The sequence below is a fragment of the Nocardia cyriacigeorgica genome, from assembly GCF_010868145.1.
GTDB lineage: Bacteria > Actinomycetota > Actinomycetes > Mycobacteriales > Mycobacteriaceae > Nocardia > Nocardia cyriacigeorgica_D.
Window position 1 is genome coordinate 433,898 of sequence record NZ_JAAGUY010000001.1, and the last position, 19,062, is coordinate 452,959.

General features: G+C 67.9%; 20 protein-coding genes and 1 pseudogene. 12 read left to right on the forward strand and 9 right to left on the reverse strand.

The features are described 5' to 3' along the window. Positions 1 to 68 precede the first annotated feature (68 nt). Positions 69 to 845, forward strand: coding sequence for an IclR family transcriptional regulator (locus GV792_RS01865; RefSeq protein WP_163821824.1), 777 nt, complete (start codon positions 69 to 71; stop codon positions 843 to 845). Continuing rightward, positions 842 to 2,452, forward strand: coding sequence for a glycerol kinase GlpK (gene glpK / locus GV792_RS01870; RefSeq protein ID WP_163821825.1), 1,611 nt, complete (start codon positions 842 to 844; stop codon positions 2,450 to 2,452). The genes GV792_RS01865 and glpK overlap by 4 nt, the downstream gene beginning before the upstream one ends. Here glpK and GV792_RS01875 read toward each other — a convergent pair. After that, positions 2,449 to 3,588, reverse strand: a complete 1,140-nt coding sequence (locus tag GV792_RS01875; RefSeq protein ID WP_163821826.1) for an esterase/lipase family protein — start codon at positions 3,586 to 3,588, stop codon at positions 2,449 to 2,451. The genes glpK and GV792_RS01875 overlap by 4 nt on opposite strands. A 281-nt stretch (positions 3,589 to 3,869) precedes the next feature. On the opposite strand from GV792_RS01875, the gene GV792_RS01880 reads away from it, so the two are divergent. Then, positions 3,870 to 5,090, forward strand: coding sequence for a cytochrome P450 (locus tag GV792_RS01880; protein WP_163821827.1), 1,221 nt, complete (start codon positions 3,870 to 3,872; stop codon positions 5,088 to 5,090). A gap of 380 nt (positions 5,091 to 5,470) precedes the next feature. Next, positions 5,471 to 6,370: an NAD(P)-dependent oxidoreductase gene (locus GV792_RS01885; protein WP_163821828.1), complete on the forward strand. Its 900-nt coding sequence runs from the start codon at positions 5,471 to 5,473 to the stop codon at positions 6,368 to 6,370. Between the two features lie 142 nt (positions 6,371 to 6,512). Here GV792_RS01885 and GV792_RS30010 read toward each other — a convergent pair whose 3' ends face one another. Both GV792_RS30010 and GV792_RS01895 read right to left on the reverse strand, forming a co-directional pair. Beyond that, positions 6,513 to 6,764 carry a DivIVA domain-containing protein gene (locus GV792_RS30010; protein WP_163821829.1) on the reverse strand — a complete coding sequence of 84 codons (252 nt, stop codon included), beginning with the start codon at positions 6,762 to 6,764 and terminating at the stop codon, positions 6,513 to 6,515. 136 nt (positions 6,765 to 6,900) lie between these two features. Next, positions 6,901 to 7,014, reverse strand: coding sequence for a helix-turn-helix domain-containing protein (locus GV792_RS01895; RefSeq protein WP_163821830.1), 114 nt, complete (start codon positions 7,012 to 7,014; stop codon positions 6,901 to 6,903). Positions 7,015 to 7,017: 3 nt separating this feature from the next. Here GV792_RS01895 and GV792_RS01900 point away from each other — a divergent pair, with 3 nt between their 5' ends. After that, complete coding sequence (locus tag GV792_RS01900; RefSeq protein WP_163821831.1) at positions 7,018 to 7,269, forward strand: hypothetical protein; 252 nt, start codon at positions 7,018 to 7,020, stop codon at positions 7,267 to 7,269. Positions 7,270 to 7,285: 16 nt separating this feature from the next. Next, positions 7,286 to 7,687, forward strand: a pseudogene (locus GV792_RS01905) (NAD(P)-binding domain-containing protein); the annotation flags it as partial. Between the two features lie 217 nt (positions 7,688 to 7,904). Here GV792_RS01905 and GV792_RS01910 read toward each other — a convergent pair. Both GV792_RS01910 and GV792_RS01915 read right to left on the reverse strand, forming a co-directional pair. Further along, on the reverse strand, positions 7,905 to 8,981 hold the full coding sequence (locus GV792_RS01910; RefSeq protein WP_163821833.1) for a DNA glycosylase AlkZ-like family protein: 1,077 nt from the start codon (positions 8,979 to 8,981) through the stop codon (positions 7,905 to 7,907). 9 nt (positions 8,982 to 8,990) lie between these two features. Beyond that, positions 8,991 to 9,554, reverse strand: a complete 564-nt coding sequence (locus GV792_RS01915; RefSeq protein ID WP_163821834.1) for a TetR/AcrR family transcriptional regulator — start codon at positions 9,552 to 9,554, stop codon at positions 8,991 to 8,993. Between the two features lie 222 nt (positions 9,555 to 9,776). On the opposite strand from GV792_RS01915, the gene GV792_RS01920 reads away from it, so the two are divergent. After that, on the forward strand, positions 9,777 to 10,403 hold the full coding sequence (locus tag GV792_RS01920) for a TetR/AcrR family transcriptional regulator (RefSeq protein ID WP_163821835.1): 627 nt from the start codon (positions 9,777 to 9,779) through the stop codon (positions 10,401 to 10,403). 26 nt (positions 10,404 to 10,429) lie between these two features. Continuing rightward, positions 10,430 to 11,086 carry an enoyl-CoA hydratase-related protein gene (locus GV792_RS01925; protein ID WP_163821836.1) on the forward strand — a complete coding sequence of 219 codons (657 nt, stop codon included), beginning with the start codon at positions 10,430 to 10,432 and terminating at the stop codon, positions 11,084 to 11,086. A gap of 104 nt (positions 11,087 to 11,190) precedes the next feature. On the opposite strand, the gene GV792_RS01930 is transcribed toward GV792_RS01925, so the two are convergent. From GV792_RS01930 to GV792_RS01945, 4 genes are all read right to left on the reverse strand, one after another. Continuing rightward, positions 11,191 to 12,063 carry a heme ABC transporter ATP-binding protein gene (locus GV792_RS01930; RefSeq protein ID WP_163821837.1) on the reverse strand — a complete coding sequence of 291 codons (873 nt, stop codon included), beginning with the start codon at positions 12,061 to 12,063 and terminating at the stop codon, positions 11,191 to 11,193. A 202-nt stretch (positions 12,064 to 12,265) separates the two neighbouring features. Beyond that, complete coding sequence (locus GV792_RS01935; RefSeq protein ID WP_163821838.1) at positions 12,266 to 13,345, reverse strand: FecCD family ABC transporter permease; 1,080 nt, start codon at positions 13,343 to 13,345, stop codon at positions 12,266 to 12,268. A gap of 112 nt (positions 13,346 to 13,457) precedes the next feature. Next, positions 13,458 to 14,495, reverse strand: coding sequence for a heme/hemin ABC transporter substrate-binding protein (locus GV792_RS01940; protein WP_163821839.1), 1,038 nt, complete (start codon positions 14,493 to 14,495; stop codon positions 13,458 to 13,460). Between the two features lie 101 nt (positions 14,496 to 14,596). Beyond that, positions 14,597 to 15,571, reverse strand: coding sequence for an aldo/keto reductase (locus tag GV792_RS01945; protein WP_163821840.1), 975 nt, complete (start codon positions 15,569 to 15,571; stop codon positions 14,597 to 14,599). Positions 15,572 to 15,836: 265 nt separating this feature from the next. On the opposite strand from GV792_RS01945, the gene GV792_RS01950 reads away from it, so the two are divergent. The 4 genes from GV792_RS01950 to GV792_RS01965 all read left to right on the forward strand — a co-directional run bounded on the left by GV792_RS01950 (position 15,837) and on the right by GV792_RS01965 (position 18,999). Next, on the forward strand, positions 15,837 to 16,772 hold the full coding sequence (locus GV792_RS01950; protein WP_163822201.1) for an undecaprenyl-diphosphate phosphatase: 936 nt from the start codon (positions 15,837 to 15,839) through the stop codon (positions 16,770 to 16,772). Between the two features lie 16 nt (positions 16,773 to 16,788). Further along, complete coding sequence (locus tag GV792_RS01955; RefSeq protein WP_163821841.1) at positions 16,789 to 17,520, forward strand: histidine phosphatase family protein; 732 nt, start codon at positions 16,789 to 16,791, stop codon at positions 17,518 to 17,520. A gap of 90 nt (positions 17,521 to 17,610) precedes the next feature. Beyond that, on the forward strand, positions 17,611 to 18,195 hold the full coding sequence (locus GV792_RS01960) for a DUF3090 domain-containing protein (protein ID WP_163821842.1): 585 nt from the start codon (positions 17,611 to 17,613) through the stop codon (positions 18,193 to 18,195). A gap of 3 nt (positions 18,196 to 18,198) precedes the next feature. Continuing rightward, positions 18,199 to 18,999 (forward strand): SCO1664 family protein, encoded by an 801-nt coding sequence (locus tag GV792_RS01965; RefSeq protein ID WP_163821843.1) that lies wholly within the window; start codon positions 18,199 to 18,201, stop codon positions 18,997 to 18,999. Positions 19,000 to 19,062: the final 63 nt, after the last annotated feature.

Genomic DNA, 19,062 nt, shown 5'->3' on the forward strand with positions numbered 1-19,062 from the left:
ACCCGGCCCGCCACCCACAACGGTGCGCGTTCGACAATGTCGAACGATTTCGCGGGTACGGTGGGTGGATGCCAGGGCCCATCCAGTCGATCGAACGCGCCGCCGCGATCATGCGGCTGGTGTCGCAAGCGCCCTTCGGCATCGGGGTCAGCGAGCTCGCGGGGGCGTTGAGCCTGCCCAAGGCCACCGCGCACGGTCTACTGCGCACCTTGCAGGGGGTGGGTTATGTGGAGCAGGACGCGCACACGGGCAAGTACCGGATGGGTATGGTTGCCGCCGGCCTCTCGGTGGCCCGGATGGACACCAATGTGCTGCGCTCGTATGCGATGAACTGGGCCGACACCCTGGCTGCCCGTTCGGGGGAATCGGTGCGGATGGGAGCGGTACACGACGACGGCGTACAGATCGTGCATCACGTCTTCCGGCCCGACCGCTCCCCGCAACGGCTGCGCGTGGGTGTGGTGTTGCCATTACATGCGACCGCGCTGGGCAAGGTTGTGCTGGCACACACCCCCGGCCTCGGTGAACGCGCCGCGGGAACCGACCTGCTCGCCTACACCCGCCGCACCACCACCGCATCACGGGCACTACAGGCGGAAGCAGCGCAGGTGCGAGCACGCGGGTTCGCCACCGATATCGGCGAATTCAGCGCCGAGCGGGCCTCGGTCGCGGCACCGGTCCGCGACCCGGGGGGACGGGTCGTTGGCGCCATCGGCGTCGTTGGCGCGGTGGACCGGATCATCGCTGGTGCGGCCGTGCGGACGCCGATCGTCGAACTGGTGCGCTCGGCAGCGTCATCGATATCAGCCGATCTCGCTGCCGACCGCACACGGGTGCGGCGATGAGCGCGGCAGGGCGGTCGACGAACCGGTATGTGCTGGCCATCGATCAGGGCACGACGTCGAGCCGCGCCATCGTCTACGACGCCGCGGGCCAGCTGGTCTCGGTGGCCCAGCGCGAGCATCGTCAGCTGTATCCAGCGGCCGGGCACGTCGAACACGACGCCGCCGAGGTGCGCCGTAATGTCGAAGGGCTGATCGGGCGGGTCATCACCGCCGCCGGAATCCAGGCACGGCAGGTCGTCGGCCTCGGGATCGCCAACCAGCGCGAGACGACTGTGCTGTGGGATCGACACACCGGGCGGCCCGTGCGCAACGCCATCGTGTGGCAGGACACCAGGACCGAGGACTTGGTGGCACGCCTGGCGCAGCGGCCGGACGCGGACGAGGTGCAGGTCCGGTGCGGTCTGCCAGTGCTGAACTACTTCGCCGCACCGCGCATCCGATGGTTGCTCGACAGCGACGAACGTCTGCGTGCGCGCGCCGAACGCGGCGAGGTCCTGTTCGGCACCATGGACAGCTGGCTCATCTGGAATCTCACCGGCGGCGCCAACGGCGGAGTGCACGTCACCGACGTCACCAACGCCGGGCGCACCCTGCTGATGAACCTGCACACCCTCGACTGGGACGAACGGCTCCTCGAGTTCTTCGAAATACCGCGCGCGATGCTGCCCGAGATCCGATCCAACGCCGAAATCTACGGGTACACCGCGATCGAGCCCGCCGGTATCCCGATCGCAGCCGCGCTCGGTGATCAGCAGGCGGCACTGTTCGGTCAAACCTGTTTCGCCGCCGGCGAAGCCAAATGCACCTACGGCACCGGAAGTTTCCTGCTGTCGAACACCGGAACCGCGCCCGTGCGGTCCGGGCACGGCTTGCTGACCACCGTCGCATTCCGCATCGGCGACGAACCCGCCCACTATGCGCTCGAAGGATCGATCGCCTCCACCGGTTCCCTCGTGCAATGGCTGCGTGACCGGCTGGGGCTCATCGAATCCGCGCCCGAAATCGAAACCCTCGCCGCCACCGTCACCGACAACGGCGGATGCTATGTGGTGCCCGCGTTCTCGGGCCTGTTCGCGCCACGTTGGCATGCCGAAGCACGTGGCGTCATCGCCGGACTCACCTCATACATCACCCGCGGCCACCTGGCGCGGGCGGTGCTGGAAGCCACCGCATGGCAGACTCGCGAAGTGGTCGAGGCGATGAACGCCGACACCGGGCAGAGCTTGCGGGAACTGCGCGTGGACGGCGGAATGACCTCGAACAATCTGTTGATGCAACAGATCAGCGACGCCCTCGGCGTCCCGGTGGAACGCCCACTGTTCGCCGAAACGGTGTCCCTCGGCGCCGCCTACGCCGCGGGGCTCGCGGTCGGGTTGTGGCCGGATATGGAAGGGCTGCGCCGCAACCGCCACACCGCCGCCCGGTGGCTCCCCGCGCTGACCGCCGCCGATCGGGACCGAGAATACCGGCATTGGAGCCGGGCGGCGGCTCTCAGCTACCACTGGACCACGGAAACCGGCTCGGCCCCAGGCGATGAGAGGCTGCGGCCGCCGTATACGGTCCGCACCACAGCCTCGTCCGACGCGCCTGCGAGCGACCGGCCCTAGAGGCTGCCGCCGCCACCGAGCAGCCACGGGTTGAAGGTGCACACCAGGCTCGGATGGGCGCCCGGATCGAGGGCGCGCAGCACCATCGATGTCGCGCGTGGGGAGTACATCATCGTCAGGTGGTCCGACAGGTCTTGTTCGCAGCCTTCCTGCAGGGTCAGGTTGGTGACGGTGGCACCGGGGCCGGGCTGTAGGAAGGTCCAGTCGTACGGGTTGACGATCTCGTCCCAGCGGGTGCCGATCACGGTGTAGTCGACCCCGGGGATCGTGTCACCCTCGGCGTTGAGCCGCGTGAGGAACGGCGAACCGAAGACCTGCTCGATATTGGCCGGGCCGACGAACAGCTGGTTGAACCCGAGGATGTCGAGCCCGAGGTTGTTGATGGCGCGTCCGAGCGCGGCGATCCCCAACAGGCTGGTGCCGTGGTGGGTGGCACCGAGGGTGACCAGCTTGGTGACCTTGCCGGCGCCACCATCGAACTTCAGGTACTGGTCCGACACCGCGCCGCCCTGGGAATGGGCGACGATGTCGACGGAGTCGGCGCCGGTCGCCGCCAGCACGACGTCGACGAAATCCGCGAGCTGACGCGATGATTCCGCCATCGGCCCCACCGCATTGCGCCCCGGCAGCAGTGGACCGAGACCACCACCCTCCAACACACCTGCCTGCCCGTAGTTCATCGCGAACACACAGAAACCGGCGCGCTTTATCCGCGGAGACAGATACGCGAAATTGTCGTAGGCATTCATCCAGGAACCGTGCATCAACACCACCGGACGCGGATGCTGCGGTGTGGGACGGCAATTCCAGTCATTGGCGCCCGGTGGCGCCGCATTCGGATGCAACAGTCCGTAACCGAATGCCGCCAGCGCCGCCGTCACCTCCGGGCCCTCCCCCGCCGCCACCGTCGACCGGCTACCCGCCGCACCCGCGCTGCCGGTCGCCGTCACCGCGGTCGCGCGACCCGGATGCGTCGCGACCTGGCGGCCGGCGTTGATCTGGTCGACCAGCTGCTGCTCGCTGACCGGTGCCCCAGGATCCGCGTGCACGCCGCCCACCGAGCCTCCCGCGACGAGCACCGCCGATCCCGCGGCCACCGCCGCGGCCAGTGCGGCGCGTCGTATTCCCCAACCCATGTCATGCCCTCTCACGCACACCGGGCGATCCACCATGATCAGCAGAATTCGCGGTGATCGCGCCGGCTTTCTTCTTCGAAATTCGTGGCGACGCTATGGGTTCTCGTGGACGGTGCGGAACATTTTCGCGGTGAATCCGAGCATTCCCACCGCAACACCGGTCGCCGGTTGGAGGAAAGCACAATCGAATCCGGGTGGGCAGTTCGCGCTCCGGTTCCGGCTCGGATCGAGCCGGTACTGTCGTCGGAGAGGACGTGGGACATGACCAATCAGGGGCGATCATGAGCGTGGACACCACGCACATCGTGGGTCGGGCACTGCTGAGGCTCGCCGAACCGGCCGGGCGGGTCGACCCTTATCTGCTGTATGAGCAGTTGCGTGCCTGCGGGCCCGCGGTAGGCGCCCCGGACGGGACGATCGTGGTGACCGGGTATCGGTTGGTGTCGGCATTGGCACGCGACCATCGGCTGGTCAAGAAGCCGCAGACGTCACTGGTCGCCAACGGGTTCCCGGACTGGCGGGACCGGCAAGGGCTGCGGCTGATCTTCGGCAGCATGCTGGTGGCCAACCCACCTGAGCACACCCGGCTGCGGCGGCTGGTGTCGGGTGCGTTCACCACCCGCCGCGTCGCCGGGTTGCGACCGGCGATCGAACGGCTCGTCACTCAACTGCTCGACCGAATGGACACCGCCGGATCGGACGGCGACATCGACTTCATCGACGAATTCGCGTTCCCGCTGCCTGTGACCGTGATCGGCGAACTACTCGGCATCCCCGAGTCGGACCGCATGCGGTTCCAACCGCTGGTGCGGGACTGGACCGCGGTCCTGGACCGGCTCGACGAATCCACCGTCACCGCCGCCGACGCGGCCGCCGACACCATCACCGACTACCTGGCGGACCTCATCGCACGACGACGCAGCGACCCTGCCGACGATCTGCTGTCCGCCCTCGCCACACCCGAGGACGGTCTGCCCGACGACGAACTGATCACTATGGCCGCCCTGCTGTTCGCCGCCGGATTCGAGACCACCACCGGCCTGCTCGCCAACGGGCTCGTCGCCTTGCTCGAGCACCCCGAGCAAGCGAAACAGTTGCGCGAACAACCCGAACTCGCCACCTCCGCGGTCGAAGAGCTGCTGCGCTACAACTCCCCTGTGCAGCTGCTCACCTCCCGCACCGCACCTGAAGCCATGGAGGTCGGCGGGCTCGGCCTGTCCGCAGGCCAACGGGTCATCATGCTGCTCGGCGCCGCCAACCACGACCCGGACGTCTTCCCCGACCCCGACCGGCTCCAACTCGACCGCGACGGCGAACCACCCCTGTCCTTCGGTGGCGGCATCCACTACTGCCTCGGCGCACCCCTGGCCCGACTCGAAGCCCAGGTCGCGTTCCCCGCACTCCTACGCCGATTCCCCGACCTCACCCTCGCCGCCGACCCGGTCCCCCGCGACGGGCTGGCCCTGCACGGCCTCGTCTCGATGCCGATCCGCACCACCTGACCCGTCCACCTGCTCCGCACCGCTGTCCTCCGAGGACTGATCCGGCGCGGACCGGGTCAGAAGCTCCAGCGGGCGATCCGGGCCAAGCGGCGCAGTGGTGGGATGAAGCGGATCAGACAACCGGTCGAAGTCGTAATCGATACGGCTCAGCGCGTCTTCGGCGGCCTGATCACCAAGGATCGGATGCGGCCTGCGGTTGTGCGCACGGCGATCGGGCGACCTGATGGTTGTCGCCATGGTAGTGGAAAACCCTTGGCTGCCAATGCTCTTGGAAGACGCCAGTGCGCAAGCGTTGCGGGATGATCCGTCCGCCCAGGGCAACACTCCACCTCGCCGGTCGACTTGACCTGAAGAATAGTTGAGCTTCTATGGTCGGTTCCGTGAATGTGCATGAGAACGCAGAACAAGTGGCAGTCGCGGTACTGGGGCTGGGCGAGATGGGGTCGGCGCTTGCCGCCACCCTTGTCGATGCCGGCTATCCGGTCACCGTGTGGAACCGCTCGCAGAACAAGGCCGACCCGCTCGTGGCCAAGGGTGCGCGGCGGGCCGCAACGCCAGAGGCGGCCATAGGTGCGGCCGAGGTTGTGATCATCAACGTCAAGGGCGGCGCAGTGGCGGCGGAGCTGCTGCGCGCGGCAGGGTCGGTGTTGCCGGGACGAACCGTCATCGATCTGACCGACGGATCATCCGAACAGTCCAGGGCCACAGGGCAATCGGCGATCGAGCGCGGCGCAAACTATCTGCACGGCCAGATCATGACCATCGCCCCGGCGATCGGCTCGCCGGACGCAGTGGTGTTCTACGGCGGCCTCCGCGAAGTGTTCCACCGACACGAAGCCCTGCTGCGGGTCCTCGGTGGGCGTGCCACGCACGTCTCCTCGGACCCGGGCGCGTCCGTGCTGTACGGGATGGCCGTCCACGACATCATGTGGGGCCTGCTGAACGGCTACCTGCACGCCGCGGCACTCCTCGGCAATGCCGGGATCTCGATCGGAGACTTCAGCCGGCAGGCGGAGCCCTCCTTGGCGGCACTGCCGTCGCTGTTTCCGATGCTTGCCGAGGAGATCGATCGCGCGGAGTTCGCTACCCAGTACGGCGCACTCGAACATCACCTGCCCTCCATCGACGACCTGATCGCCGAAAGCCGAGCCCGTGGCATCGACGTCGAACTGCCCACCTACACCAGAAATCTCGTCGCCAAGGCACTCGACGCAGGTCATGCCCATGACAGCTATGCCAGGCTGGTGGAACGCTTCGGTGTCGGTGAAGAACACGGATAGGCTCGCGCTGGGCGGGGCCTCCCAACCACCGACATCGCATCGCGACGCGATCGTCTGGGGCGGATATGTCGAACTCGGGTAGACGAATGGCTCGGCACCGCTCAGGAGACGGCGAACGAGTAATTCGCCGCTGAGCGCACCATTATCCGGCGAGGGTCTTCTCGACCAAATCCAGGAAGGCATCGACCTCGTGTTCGTCGTACCCACGCTGACCGAATCGAGGTCGACGGAACGCGATGTCGCGGACTTCGGACGCGGTGAGCCGGTCGGCGCCGCGCAAGGTGGCTTCGACCCGGTCGAGGAAGGCATCGACCTCGTCCTCTCGATAGCCGCGCGCGCCGAATGGCGGCCTGCTGAATGCGATCCCGCGTACGTCGTCTGCGCTGAGACTCATCGGTGCCTCCTCGGGCGGCTGATCGGTCCATTGTCGTCGCCCCGCCGCCGCTTCGCGGTGCGTTCGGAGAGACGGTCGCGGGCCAGGATATGCGTGGGGTTGTCCGGATCCGGTTGCGGCGGCACCGGTTCCTCAGTCACCACACCTTCTCCTTCGCGTCTTCTCGGTTGACGGTGCGGTAGACGGTAAGCCGGGAGATGCCGAACAGCTCGGCGAGGTCGGTGAACGAGTAGTCGCCGGTGTCGTGCATCCGGTGCAGCTTCGTCCGCTGCTCGGTCGACAGCGTCGAGTCGGAACAGTCTTCTGGGTTGATGTTCGACCAGAACTGCGGCGTAAGCGCACGGCGCTCTGGTCCCGATCATGTCCGTCCGCGATCCACGCCAATGGCGGGGACGTCTACAGCGCCGAGGAAGCCACCGACTGGCTCCACGCCACCGGCTGGCGCTACCTCGATCGACAGCCGCTGGCCGGGCCGATCAGCGTCATCGTCGCCGAAACCGCGTGAACGAAGGAGCGTGGTCATGAGCTCGTACCAGGTCGCCATCATCGGCGCACGCACCTCCGGTGTGTCGGCGGCCGTGGCTCTCGCCGATCGTGGCGTCGAGCCCCTGGTCGTCGACCGGGCCGACCAGGTCGGCTCGTCGTGGCGCAACCGCTACGACCGACTGCGGCTGAACACCGGCAAGCAGTTCTCGCATCTGCCGAACCGGCCCTACTCACCGGGAACACCCACCTTTCCCACCCGGAATCAGGTGATCGACCACCTCGAACGACACGCCAACGAAGACGGCATAGAGCTCCGTCTGGGCTGCACGGTTGAACGGCTCGACCGCGCCGACGATCGTTGGCGGCTGACCACCTCCACCGGCGTCGTCGACGCTCCCGAGGTGGTGGTCGCGACCGGCTTCGATCACGACCCCTTCCAAACAGGCCCGACGCGCCGCCAAGGCGATTGCCCGGGAGCTGCGCAATGACAGCCGGCAGCGCATCTCGAAACCGATCGACCGCAACCCCGGCCGTGTCGACGGGTGAACCCGACGCATGCAACAGATCGTCAACGCGCGGCAGCGGCAGACCGAGCAGATGGGTGTCTGACCGTGGTTACCAATGCGATCGTGTGCTGGGCCACCGAAAGGGTTCCTACGCCGTATCCTCACGAGGGTCGGCGAAGGCAACGTCGACCCCAGGCACACCCGCCATGTCGGCCAACACCTGGGCGGCACGCCCGACCCGCAGGCGAAAAGTAGCGGTGGGCGCGCCGAAACCGGTCACCGTGACCAGGTTCTCATCGCGCCGATAGCGCCAGATGCCCACCACCTCACCGGCATCGAGCACCGCACCGGGAGACACCGGCCGCCATACCAGTCTGCGATGGGCGGTATCGGGCACGAGCAGAACCCGATCGGTGTGGCGTAAATACGGATCATGCGCTGGCACAAGGACGGTGCCCATCGCCGGAGGTGCCGCGAGCAGGTCGTCGGTGCTGGCGGCGGGCAGGCTGTAGCGGCGGCCGTCGACGGTGACCGGCACGAGATCGGCTGCCTTCCACACGGTGTCGATATCGACCGGCTGCACACCGAGCCACTCGGCGAACAAGGCTCGCGTGGTCGGACCGTTCACACGGAAGAAGGTGTCCAGCAGGGTCGCGCGCGGCTGTCGCGGACGTTCGCGTGCGTGCGCGGGCGCGGGCGACAATAGGGTGCCGCGCCGTTCGTCCGGGCCCACCAGGATCTGGGCTCGACAGCCCGCGGTCCGGAACAATCCGTCCGGGACATGCCGTGCCCGGCAGCGTTCGCACCACGTCACCAACTCCGACGGCACGCGTTCGGTAACACGAGTGCTGGCTTCGGACTTGGCGATCGGGCGGGTGACCACCGCGCGTAAGGCTGCGGCGACGGCATCGACCGCGGAGACCTCGTCCGCGCCACCGGTGTCGGAGGGTAGTGGCGTATTGGCCGCGCTGACGAAGTCGAGTCGGTCGAGTCGATGCACGTGCGGTGCACCGCGCATCGACCACATCGTCACCAGTGGTCCGTCCGGGCCGATGGTTGCGGGTGCCGACCTAGCTCTCAGTGACCGCAGTGCACCGTCGGGCCGCCCGTCCTGGACACCGAGCAGGAGCAAGTCGTCCAGGTACGCTTCGCCGCCGGAGAAGCCGTGGCGACACCAGCGGTGACCCAGCCACCGCTTCCGGTCGACGACGAGCGCACCCGCCATGGCCCCACTCTAGGAGTTGGCGGCCACTCGCCGGGTGTGGGTGTAGATGAGGCGCGCGTACTCGGTGAGCAGCCGGTCCAGCCCGATCGGCTGCTCACCGGTCGCGGTCTGCTGGTACCCGATCAGCATCGCCATGCCCAGTTCGGTGACCACGGCGGCGGTGTCGTCGTCGCCCACTACACCCTTGATCGCCTTGTGCACGGTGCGTCTGCGGGATTCGTCGACCCGTTTGACCGCCAGGTTCACCGATTCGTCGTTGGCCGCCCATGCGCGGATGGCGGCTTCGGCGGCGTGATGCAGACCGAGTGCCAGATCGGACATGGCGCGCACGTCCTCATCGGGGTGACCCTGGTTGAAGTTGAGCGTGCGCAGGATGAGGACCTGGCGGTTTTCCCAGTGTTCGAGCAGAGCGTCGACGAATCCCTGCCAGCTGCCGAAGTGGTGATAGAACGAGCCGCTGGTGACACCGAGGCGCCGGCACAGCACACCGATATTGAGGTTTTTGAAGCCGAGTTCGGCCAGGACTTCCAGTCCGGTGTGGAAGTACTGCTCCTTGGTGACCACTCGTGACATACGGCGCCGTTCTTTTGGTATGGACTGGGTGGAAGGGCCGAACGGTACCCCATCGTGTCGTCGGCTGGCCCGAGGGTAGCGGAGTCGGCTCCCCGATTACAGAGTGTCGTCAGGTATCAGTTACTAGTCGAAACATTAAGTGCCGTAAGGCGACAGAGTCGCACCCGGCGCCCGTACACACCTTCTCGAATAACAGAGCATTTGCTCTGTTATGGTGGTGCCATGCCACGCCCACGGACCCACGATCCCAACGCCGTCCTCGACACCGCCGAGAATCTGGCGGCGCGGTCGGGACCCGCGGCGGTCACCATCCGTGCCGTCGCTGCCGCCACCGGCGTCTCCAATGGCGCGATCTACCATTCCTTCGGCTCCCGCGCCGAACTGCTGGCACGCACCTGGCTACGCGCCGCGCACCGGTTCCTCGCCCTGCAGACCGAACTGGTCGATGCGATCCTCACGCCCGGGCAATCCGCGAAGATCGGCTCCGAGACCAGCGTCGACGCTGTTGTCGCCGCCGCGGAAACACCGGCGGTGTTCGCACGCAGACACCCGGACGCCTCGACGTTGCTGCTTGCGATCTCGCGCGATCAGCTACTCGGCGACGACCTACCCGACACCCTCACCGCGGAACTCGCCGACACCGACCGCGCATTGGTGAGGCTGATGATTCGGCTCGCGCAAGCGATGTGGGGCCGCCGCGACGGACGCGCGGTCGCCGTCATCACCACCTGCCTGGTCGATCTGCCAACCGCGATCCTGTTGCGGCGCAATCAGATCGATTCGCCGCACGCATTGACGCAGTTACATGCGGCGGTGCGGGCGGTCCTCGCCGTCGGACCACCCGACTGAAACCAGAGAAAGAAGAAGGAGCTCCGATGCCCACCCTCGACTACCACGACAAGATCGCCGTTCTCGACCTCGGTGACGGCGAGAACCGCTTCTCCCCCACCTTCCTCGACGAGATGAACACCCACCTCGATGCCGTACTCGCCGACGGCGCACACGCGCTGATCACCACCGCGAGCGCCAAGTTCTACTCCAACGGCCTCGATCTGGACTGGCTCTCGGCCAATGGTGAGCGCGCCGACTGGTATGTCGACCAGGTGCACGGCCTCTTCGCGCGGGTGCTGACCCTTGGCGTACCGACCGTCGCGGCCATGCCAGGGCACGCGTTCGGGGCCGGTGCGATGCTCGCCATCGCCCACGACTACCGGATCATGCGCGCTGACCGCGGCTATTTCTGTTTCCCGGAGGTCGATATCCACATCCCGTTCACCCCGGGGATGGCGGCACTGATCCAGGCCAAGCTGACCCCGCAGGCCGCGGTGGCGTCGATGACGACCGGACGTCGCTGGGGCGGTGTGGACGCCGCGGCGGCGGGCATCGTCGACGCCACCGCCGCCGAAGGCGAACTCGTCCGGGCCGCCACACAACTGCTGGCCCCGCTCGGTGCGAAGGACCAGGGCACTCTCGCCGCCATCAAGCAGACAATGTTCACCGAAGCCATCACCGCGCTCACCGGCCACCGATGATGACGTAGCGCCAGGATCGTTGTCCGCTGGCAGGTACCGGCCCGCGGCGGCACATGGAGCGGTACATACGCTCCCGCGAACCACGAGAACCCGACCCGCAGTGCCTACTCGCTGATCCCGCCTCGAACCGGTAGGACCAGCTGGGCGCCGGTGACCGGATGGTCGAGCACCTCGACCGGATACTGATAAACCCGTGTCAGCAATTCGGTGGTGAGAATGTCGCGTGGCGGACCGTCGGCGGCGATGCGGCCGCCGTCGAGCACCGCGACCCGGTCGGCGTAGGCGGCGGCCACACCCAGATCGTGCAGCACGACCACCACCGCCGAGCCGGCCCGCGCACGTTCGGCCGCCAGCCGCAGCACTGATTCCTGGTGACCGAGATCGAGTGCGGCGGTCGGTTCGTCCAACAGCAGCGTCGAGGTGCTCTGGGCCAGCACACGCGCCAACGCGACCCGTGCGCGCTCACCGCCGGACAATGTGGGGAACGCCTGTTCAGCCAGATGCGTGACGTCGGTGGCGGCCATGGCGGATGCGACGATCTCGTCGTCGTGTTCGCGCATCGCGGTCCGCTGCCACGGTGCACGGCCCATCGCAACTACCGCGCCCGCCGAAAACGGAAAGCCGACGGTATGGCTTTGCGGCAGCACGGCGCGCCGCCGTGCCATATCCAGCGGCGACCAGTGCGTGACGGCCCGGCCGTCGAGTTCGACGACACCGTCGGCGGGAGCCAGTTCGCCGGCCAGCACGGCGAGCAGCGTCGATTTACCGGCGCCATTCGGGCCGACCAACGCCACCACTTCGCCTGCGGCCACCGCGAAATCGACCTCGGTCAGCACGCGGCGCACCTTCGCGCCGCCGCCGCGCCGGTCCACGCTCACGCCCTTCGCTTGTAGCGTCACCGCTCCCGGCGCGGGTGCCGACGGCAGATCATGCGTGCGCGCGAATACCGTCTCCAAGCCGTCCTTCAGCCCCGTCACGCGGCCACCACCCTCGATGAACCGCCCATCGGATTCGGCATCGCAGCGTCCGAACGCACACGGTCCGGCGCGTCGGCCGCACCGCGGTGCGTGGTAGGAACGCGGTCGCCGGGCGGTCGGCAGGTGTGTGCATCGAATGCGGCCCGGCACACGAGGCAACACACGCCGAAGTTTGCGGCGTCACCCTCAGATCTCTGACAGCTCATGCCCAACCTCCCGACCGTGCGCGGGTGCGGCGCAGCAACCAGAAGAAGAACGGTCCGCCGATCAGGGAGGTCAGCATGCCAAGCGGTAGGTCGGCGTTGTCGACCAGCGAGCGCGCGGCGACATCGGCGGCAAGCAGCACCACCGCGCCGATCACCGCACTCAGCGGGATCAAGATCCGATGTCCCGGCCCGACCAGCATGCGCACCAGGTGCGGAACGATGAGCCCGACGAACAAGATGATGCCGCTGAACGCCACGCCCGCGGTGGTCAGGATCGCCACCATGACGATCACGTTGCGCCGCAATCGCTCCACATCGACACCGAGGTGGCGGGCCGCGGACTCACCCAGCGCCAGCAGGTCCAGTTTCGGCGCGACGATGATCGCCGCGAAGACACCGATCACGGTGAGGATCGCCACCACCCACACCGCCGACCACGTGGCGCCGTTGAGGCTGCCCAACTGCCAGAACACGATCTGATCGCGGGCCGCGGGCGAGGCGACGAACAGCAGGAACGCGATCAGCCCGCTGGCGAAGGCGTTGATGGCGACACCGGTCAGCACCAGGGTCACCACTTCGGTGCGCCCGTTGGATCGGGCCAGCAGATACACCAGCGCGGTGGTCGCAAGACCGGCCACGAACGCGGCCGCGGCCACCGACCAGGCGGCGACGAACGCACCACCCACCACAATGACCGTCCCCGCGCCGACCGCCGCACCTGCTGACACCCCGATGACGCCCGGTTCGGCCAGCGGGTTGGCGAACACGCCCTGCAACAATGCACCTGCTGTCGCCAGCGCGGCACCAACCAGGATCGCCAGCATCACCCGCGGGAACCGGACCTCCCACAACGTCACCTCACCGGCCGGATGCGCGGGCATGGGTCCCCAATCCAGCCCGATTCGGTGCAGCACCGACCCGGCGACTTCGGCGATGCTGGTTGGCACCTGCCCGATCGCCGCCGACGCCAACGCCAACACGACCAATGCTGCGATCGCCACGGCGAACACGACGGTCGTGCGCGACCAGCGCGGGGTTGCCGGGCGTCGCTCGGCCACCTTCACCCGCTCGGTCATGAAGCCACCTCGCCGGCGCTCGGCGCGCTCACGAACGACTGCTCGTCGGTTCGCTTCCTCCAACTCCTCGCGCTGCGCGTACCGCCGGACCAGTAGTTCCCAGGATCACCGCTCATGCTCCTGCCGGCCCGTAGACGGCTTCGCTCAGCGCTTCGATGACGCGCCCGGTGTTGGGGCCGAAGCTCAGCAGCACCGCATCCGACATGTCGACGATGCGCTGATTGCGGCCCGCCGGAGTCTGCGCGATCCCCGGAATCTTGGCCACGCCCTCGACACCGCCCACAGATTTCAACCCATCGGTCATGACCAGCAACACATCAGGGGCTGCGCTGATCATCGCCTCGCTGGTGATGGCGGTGAACGGTTCGGTCACGCCCGCTTCGGTGCCCGCGTCGCGCCCGCCGACCGAGGCGATGAGCGCATCGGCGCCCGAACCGGGCCCCGCGAGCATCGTGATGGCCGTGGACCGCAGATACAGGAATGCGATCTTCAACGGCGGGTTCTGCGCGGGCACCGCAGCGGCGGCGGCGGCGATCTCGTCGCTGGTGCGCTGAGCCAGCGCCTGACCCCGATCGGGCACGCCGAGCGCGGCGGCGACCGCCTCGATCTGGGGCACCACGCCCTCCATCGTGCGCTGCGGATCGAAATAGACGACCGTGACGCCGGTGGCGCGCAACTGTTCACGCACCGCGGGCGAGGCGCTGGTGGTGTCGGTGAGGAACACCGTCGGCCGCAAGGCGAGGATCGATTCCACGTTGAGCGACCCGTTGCCGCCGGTCACGTTGGGCAGATCGTCGACCGCGGGGAAGACTCCGGCGGTGGACCGTCCGACCAGGTTCGGGCCCATTCCCAATGCCCAGACGGTCTGCACGAGCGTGCCGTACCGGTCGGCGGCGATGATGCGATCGGCGGAGGTGACGGTGACCTCGGTGCCGTCGAAGGAACGCACTGTCGCGGGCAGCGTCGGCGTCGGTTCCGGGCCGATCGGGACCGGCGCCATATCGGGCAGTGCCGCGGTGGTGGGTCCGCGCTGCCCGTCGATGGCACCCTGGCCGCTCGCACCGCAACCGGTCGATACGAGCAACACACCCAAGACGAGCGCGGCGAGGACGGTGCGCACCCACCCGGATCGGACACGGTCATACCTCATGTAGGCAAGCCTAACGGGCGCTGCCTGAGGTCGTCCGGCCTCGCTCCGCTCAGCCGCACCCGACAGGAAACCCGCCGCAGCCCACGCGGACACCGCCGAGGTCATTCCGTGCGCGCGCTCACATCATCGAGGGCCGCAGCGATCGCGCGTGGCAGCTCCAGCGTTTCCGCCGCGAGGACACCGGTCAGCTGACCGATGTCACGCGCCCCGACGAACATGCTCGCGACGCCCGGCCGGTCCCGGATCCAGGCCAGCGCCACCGCCAGCGGGGAAGTCGCCAAACCGTCGGCGGCGGTGACCAGCGCGTCGACGACCCTGGTGGCGCGGTCGTCGAGCCTGCCGCGGATCTCGGCGGCGGTCGCTTCATCGGCACCGCGCGAATCAGCGGGTACGCCGTCACGGTATTTGCCGGTGAGGATGCCGCCGGCCAGCGGCGCGGTCGCGATCATCCCGACGCCATGGTGGGCGGCGGCGGGCACCGTATCGTCCTCGGCGCCGCGCGCCAGCAGCGAATAGGGCGTCTGCGTGACGCTGATCGGTGCGAGCGCGGCCAGGCTCGCCAGCTGCCACGCTGTGAAACCGCGCACGCCCGCGTAGCGCACCCGGCCCGAACGCACCGCCAGCTCCACCGTGGCAGCGACCTCGTCGAGTGGGGTGCGCGGGTCCCAGGCTGCGATATGCCAGATGTCGAGATGGTCGGTACCCAGTTCGAGCAGTGTGCGATCCAGCTGCCGCAGCAGCGTCCGGCGCGAGGTGTCCACGCCGATCCCCGGCACCTGCGGAAGGGGTGGGGCCCCGTCCGCGGCGGGGGGCGCGGGTCGCGGATACAGACCCGCGCAGCCGCTGAGCACCAGATCGTCACGTGAGACCAGGTCACCGAGCAGATCGGCCAAGATTCGCTGGGCTGCCCCGCCGGCGTAGGCCGGGGACGTGTCGACGAGGGTGCCGCCCGCCTCGACGAACGCCACCAACTGCACCGCCGCGTCTTCGGCGTCGGTCCGGCTGCCCCAGGTGTGGGTGGCCAGCCCGATCCGCGAGACCCGCAGGCCGCTGCGACCGACCGTCCGTTGCTCCATCACCGTGTCCGCGCATTCGTCACGGCGCCAAGCGTAGAGCCTGGTCCGGCCGCGCGGCCCCTCCTGCGCGCCTGTTCGCGCGTCGTGTGGGCCACACTGTCGGTGCATGCTCGCGCCTCAACCCCGCCCCGCACCGTCCAGGTCAACACGGTACTGTCGCTGCGAGATAGCGATCCGAACGCCGGGTTCACCCGCTGATGAGCCAATCGTCTACTCGGAACGGACATTTCGGCGCAGTACAGGAGGGTGAGTGATAGGCGAGTCGATGACCTGGTTCCAGGCGATAGTGCTCGGCCTGGTCCAGGGGCTGACGGAATTCCTCCCGATCTCCTCGTCGGGACACCTGCGAATCGTCTCGTCGGTGTTCTTCGGCGACGACGCGGGCGCCTCATTCACCGCCGTCACCCAGCTCGGCACCGAAGCCGCCGTGCTGGTGTACTTCGCCAAGGACATCTGGCGCATCGTGCGGGTGTGGTGCGCCACGGTGTTCGAGAAGCTGACCCAGCGCTCCCGGGAACTGGTACCGCTCAGCGAACAGGTCACCACCAAACTTCCTGTGGTCACCGGATCCGGGCCGATCGGCTACGACCCTGACGAGGACGCACAACGCGAACTCGACTACCGCATCGGCTGGTACGTGATCATCGCCACCATTCCCATCGGCGTGCTCGGGTTCCTGTTCAAGGACGTCATCCGCACCGGCGCCCGCAACCTGTGGCTGGTGGCGTTCATGCTCATCGCGTTCGCGCTGGTGATCGCCGCCGCCGAATATTACGGCCGCAAAACCCGCCCGATCGAACAGCTGACCACCCGCGACGGCCTCGTCATGGGCTTCGCCCAGTGTCTGGCGCTGATCCCCGGTGTCTCCCGCTCCGGCGCGACATCGAGCGCGGGCTTGTTCCTCGGCCTCGAACGCGAGGCCGCGGTGCGGTTCTCCTTCTTGCTCGCCATTCCGGCGGTTACCGCATCGGGTCTGTTCAGCCTGCCCGACGCCTTCGAACCCGCCGGTGAGGGCCTCAATGCCAGCGGCCCGCAGCTGCTCGTGGCGACCCTCATCGCTTTCGTCGCCGGGTACGCGTCGGTGGCGTGGCTGCTGCGTTTCGTCAGCAACCACAGCCTCAACTGGTTCGTCGGCTACCGCATCGTCCTCGGCTTGATCCTGATGGGCCTGCTCGCGGGCGGCGTGGTGTCGGCGACATGATCGCTAGGCTGGCCGCATGACGGTGATCCTGCTGCGCCACGGTGTGTCGACCTCCAATACCGCCCACACCCTGGCCGGCCGCAGTCCCGGCGTCGAACTCACCGAACGCGGCACCGAACAGGCACGCACGGTCGCCGAACGCCTGGGTGGGCTACCGATCCAGCGGATCGTGATCTCGCCGATGCTGCGTTGTCAGCGCACCGTGGCACCGCTCGCGGACAAGACCGGACTCGAGCCCGTCGTCGAACAGCGACTCGCCGAAGTCGACTACGGCGACTGGACCGGCCGTCCCATAGGCGAACTGCTGACCGAACCCCTGTGGAAGGTCGTGCAACGGCACGCCTCCGGTGCGGTGTTCCCCGGCGGTGAGGGACTCGCCGACGTGCAGACCCGCGCGGTGGCCGCGATCCGCGAGCACGATCGCGCACTGGCCGAAGAACACGGCGGTGACGTGCTGTGGGTGGCATGCACGCACGGTGACGTCATCAAATCGGTCCTCGCCGACGCACTCGGACTGCACCTCGACGGTTTCCAGCGCATCGTGGTGGAACCGGCCTCGATCAGCGTCGTCCGCTACACCCCGACCTCGCCGTACGTCACGCGGATGAATGACACCGGATCCGACCTCGACGGTCTGGTTCCCGCGCCCGCCCAGCCCTCGGCGCAGTCGGGTCCGGTGCCCGGGGGTGAGATCGGCGCGCCCGGGAACACGGATAATGGGAATGCGCGGCCCAGCGATTCCTTGTAATGAGTAGTCGGCCGAACCGAGCAATCGCCGCTGCGTCGCCCCGGAGACGGGCGCCGCGGGCCGAACATGATCACGTAGCAGGAGGTGCATGTGTCACGAGCAATCCATGTATTTCGCACCCCCGAACGTTTCATCGCCGGAACTGTCGGTGAACCGGGCGATCGTGCGTTCTACCTGCAGGCCGTGGAAGAACCGCGCGTGGTCAGCGTGTTGCTGGAGAAGCAGCAGGTGAAGGTGCTCGCCGACCGCATGGGCCTGCTGCTGGACGAGGTGGCGCGCCGCTTCGGCGCCGAGGTGCCGCCCCAAGCCGACAACGTCAGCGACAACGACCCGCTGGTCACGCCGATAGACGCCGAATTCCGCGTCGGAACCATGGGCCTGGGCTGGGACGCCGATGCGGGCGCGGTCGTGGTGGAACTGCTGGCGATCACCGAAACCGAGGTCGATGAATCGGTGGTGCTCGACGACACCGAAGAAGGTCCCGACGCGGTGCGGGTGTTCCTCACCCCGATCCAGGCCAGAGAGTTCGCGCTGCGCTCGGCGCGGGTCATCGCGGCGGGCCGCCCACCGTGCCCGCTGTGCGGGGAACCGCTGTCGGCGCGCGGGCACATGTGCGTGCGCACCAACGGCTACAAGCGCGGCGATATCTTCGGCGCCACCGAGCTGGAGGAATGACCCGTGCCCGCGGCCGGGGACGAGTTCTACACCGGTGAGCTGACGGTGATCGGGCGGGTGACCACCGCGAGCAACTTCACCCTCGTCTGCGATATCGGCGACGACGACACGCCGCTGCGGGTGGTGTACAAACCGGTACGCGGCGAACAGCCGCTGTGGGATTTCCCCGACGGCACCCTCGCGGGCCGCGAGGTCGCCTCCTACCTGATCTCCGAAGCGCTTGGCTGGTCGGTCATCCCGGAAACGATCCTGCGCGACGGACCGTTCGGGCCGGGCATGGTGCAACGCTGGATCACCGCCGCCGACAATCACACCGACCGCGGCCATCGCCTCGACCTGGTCGATCTGTGCCCGCCGGACGCGGTCCCCGAGGGGTTCTGCGAGGTACTGCGTGCGCTCGATCCCGAGGGCAACGAGGTCTCGCTCATTCACGCCGACGACCCGCGGCTGCAACGGATGGCGGTGCTGGACGTGCTGCTCAACAACGCCGACCGCAAGGGCGGGCATGCCCTCGAAGGCACCGACGGCCAGGTGTACGGCGTCGACCACGGCATCTGCCTGCACAGCGAGCACAAACTGCGCACCGTGCTGTGGGGGTGGGCCGGACAACCCATCGACGACGGCCTGCTCACCGACATCGAGGCCTTCACCAACGCGTTGCCCGGCACGCTCGCCGACACGCTGGCGGCTCATATCACCGACGCCGAGATCGCCGCGCTGCTCGACCGCGCGAAACGGTTGCTGGACGAGCCGACGATGCCGCTGCCGGTGACCTCACGCCCGATCCCGTGGCCCGCGTTCTGAGCTCACCACCACCAACGATTCTGCTCGAGCGCAACCCTTGACATCGGCGCAACGCCGGTTCTG

Bases quoted from the DNA above. Each gene is read 5' to 3' on its own strand.
- GV792_RS01865 (WP_163821824.1), top strand. From the start codon at position 69: ATGCCAGGGCCCATCCAGTCGATCGAACGCGCCGCCGCGATCATGCGG.
- glpK (WP_163821825.1), top strand. From the start codon at position 842: ATGAGCGCGGCAGGGCGGTCGACGAACCGGTATGTGCTGGCCATCGAT.
- GV792_RS01875 (WP_163821826.1), bottom strand. From the start codon at position 3,588: ATGGGTTGGGGAATACGACGCGCCGCACTGGCCGCGGCGGTGGCCGCG.
- GV792_RS01880 (WP_163821827.1), top strand. From the start codon at position 3,870: ATGAGCGTGGACACCACGCACATCGTGGGTCGGGCACTGCTGAGGCTC.
- GV792_RS30010 (WP_163821829.1), bottom strand. From the start codon at position 6,764: ATGAGTCTCAGCGCAGACGACGTACGCGGGATCGCATTCAGCAGGCCG.
- GV792_RS01895 (WP_163821830.1), bottom strand. From the start codon at position 7,014: ATGCACGACACCGGCGACTACTCGTTCACCGACCTCGCCGAGCTGTTC.
- GV792_RS01910 (WP_163821833.1), bottom strand. From the start codon at position 8,981: ATGGCGGGTGCGCTCGTCGTCGACCGGAAGCGGTGGCTGGGTCACCGC.
- GV792_RS01915 (WP_163821834.1), bottom strand. From the start codon at position 9,554: ATGTCACGAGTGGTCACCAAGGAGCAGTACTTCCACACCGGACTGGAA.
- GV792_RS01920 (WP_163821835.1), top strand. From the start codon at position 9,777: ATGCCACGCCCACGGACCCACGATCCCAACGCCGTCCTCGACACCGCC.
- GV792_RS01925 (WP_163821836.1), top strand. From the start codon at position 10,430: ATGCCCACCCTCGACTACCACGACAAGATCGCCGTTCTCGACCTCGGT.
- GV792_RS01935 (WP_163821838.1), bottom strand. From the start codon at position 13,345: ATGACCGAGCGGGTGAAGGTGGCCGAGCGACGCCCGGCAACCCCGCGC.
- GV792_RS01940 (WP_163821839.1), bottom strand. From the start codon at position 14,495: ATGAGGTATGACCGTGTCCGATCCGGGTGGGTGCGCACCGTCCTCGCC.
- GV792_RS01945 (WP_163821840.1), bottom strand. From the start codon at position 15,571: ATGGAGCAACGGACGGTCGGTCGCAGCGGCCTGCGGGTCTCGCGGATC.
- GV792_RS01950 (WP_163822201.1), top strand. From the start codon at position 15,837: ATGACCTGGTTCCAGGCGATAGTGCTCGGCCTGGTCCAGGGGCTGACG.
- GV792_RS01955 (WP_163821841.1), top strand. From the start codon at position 16,789: ATGACGGTGATCCTGCTGCGCCACGGTGTGTCGACCTCCAATACCGCC.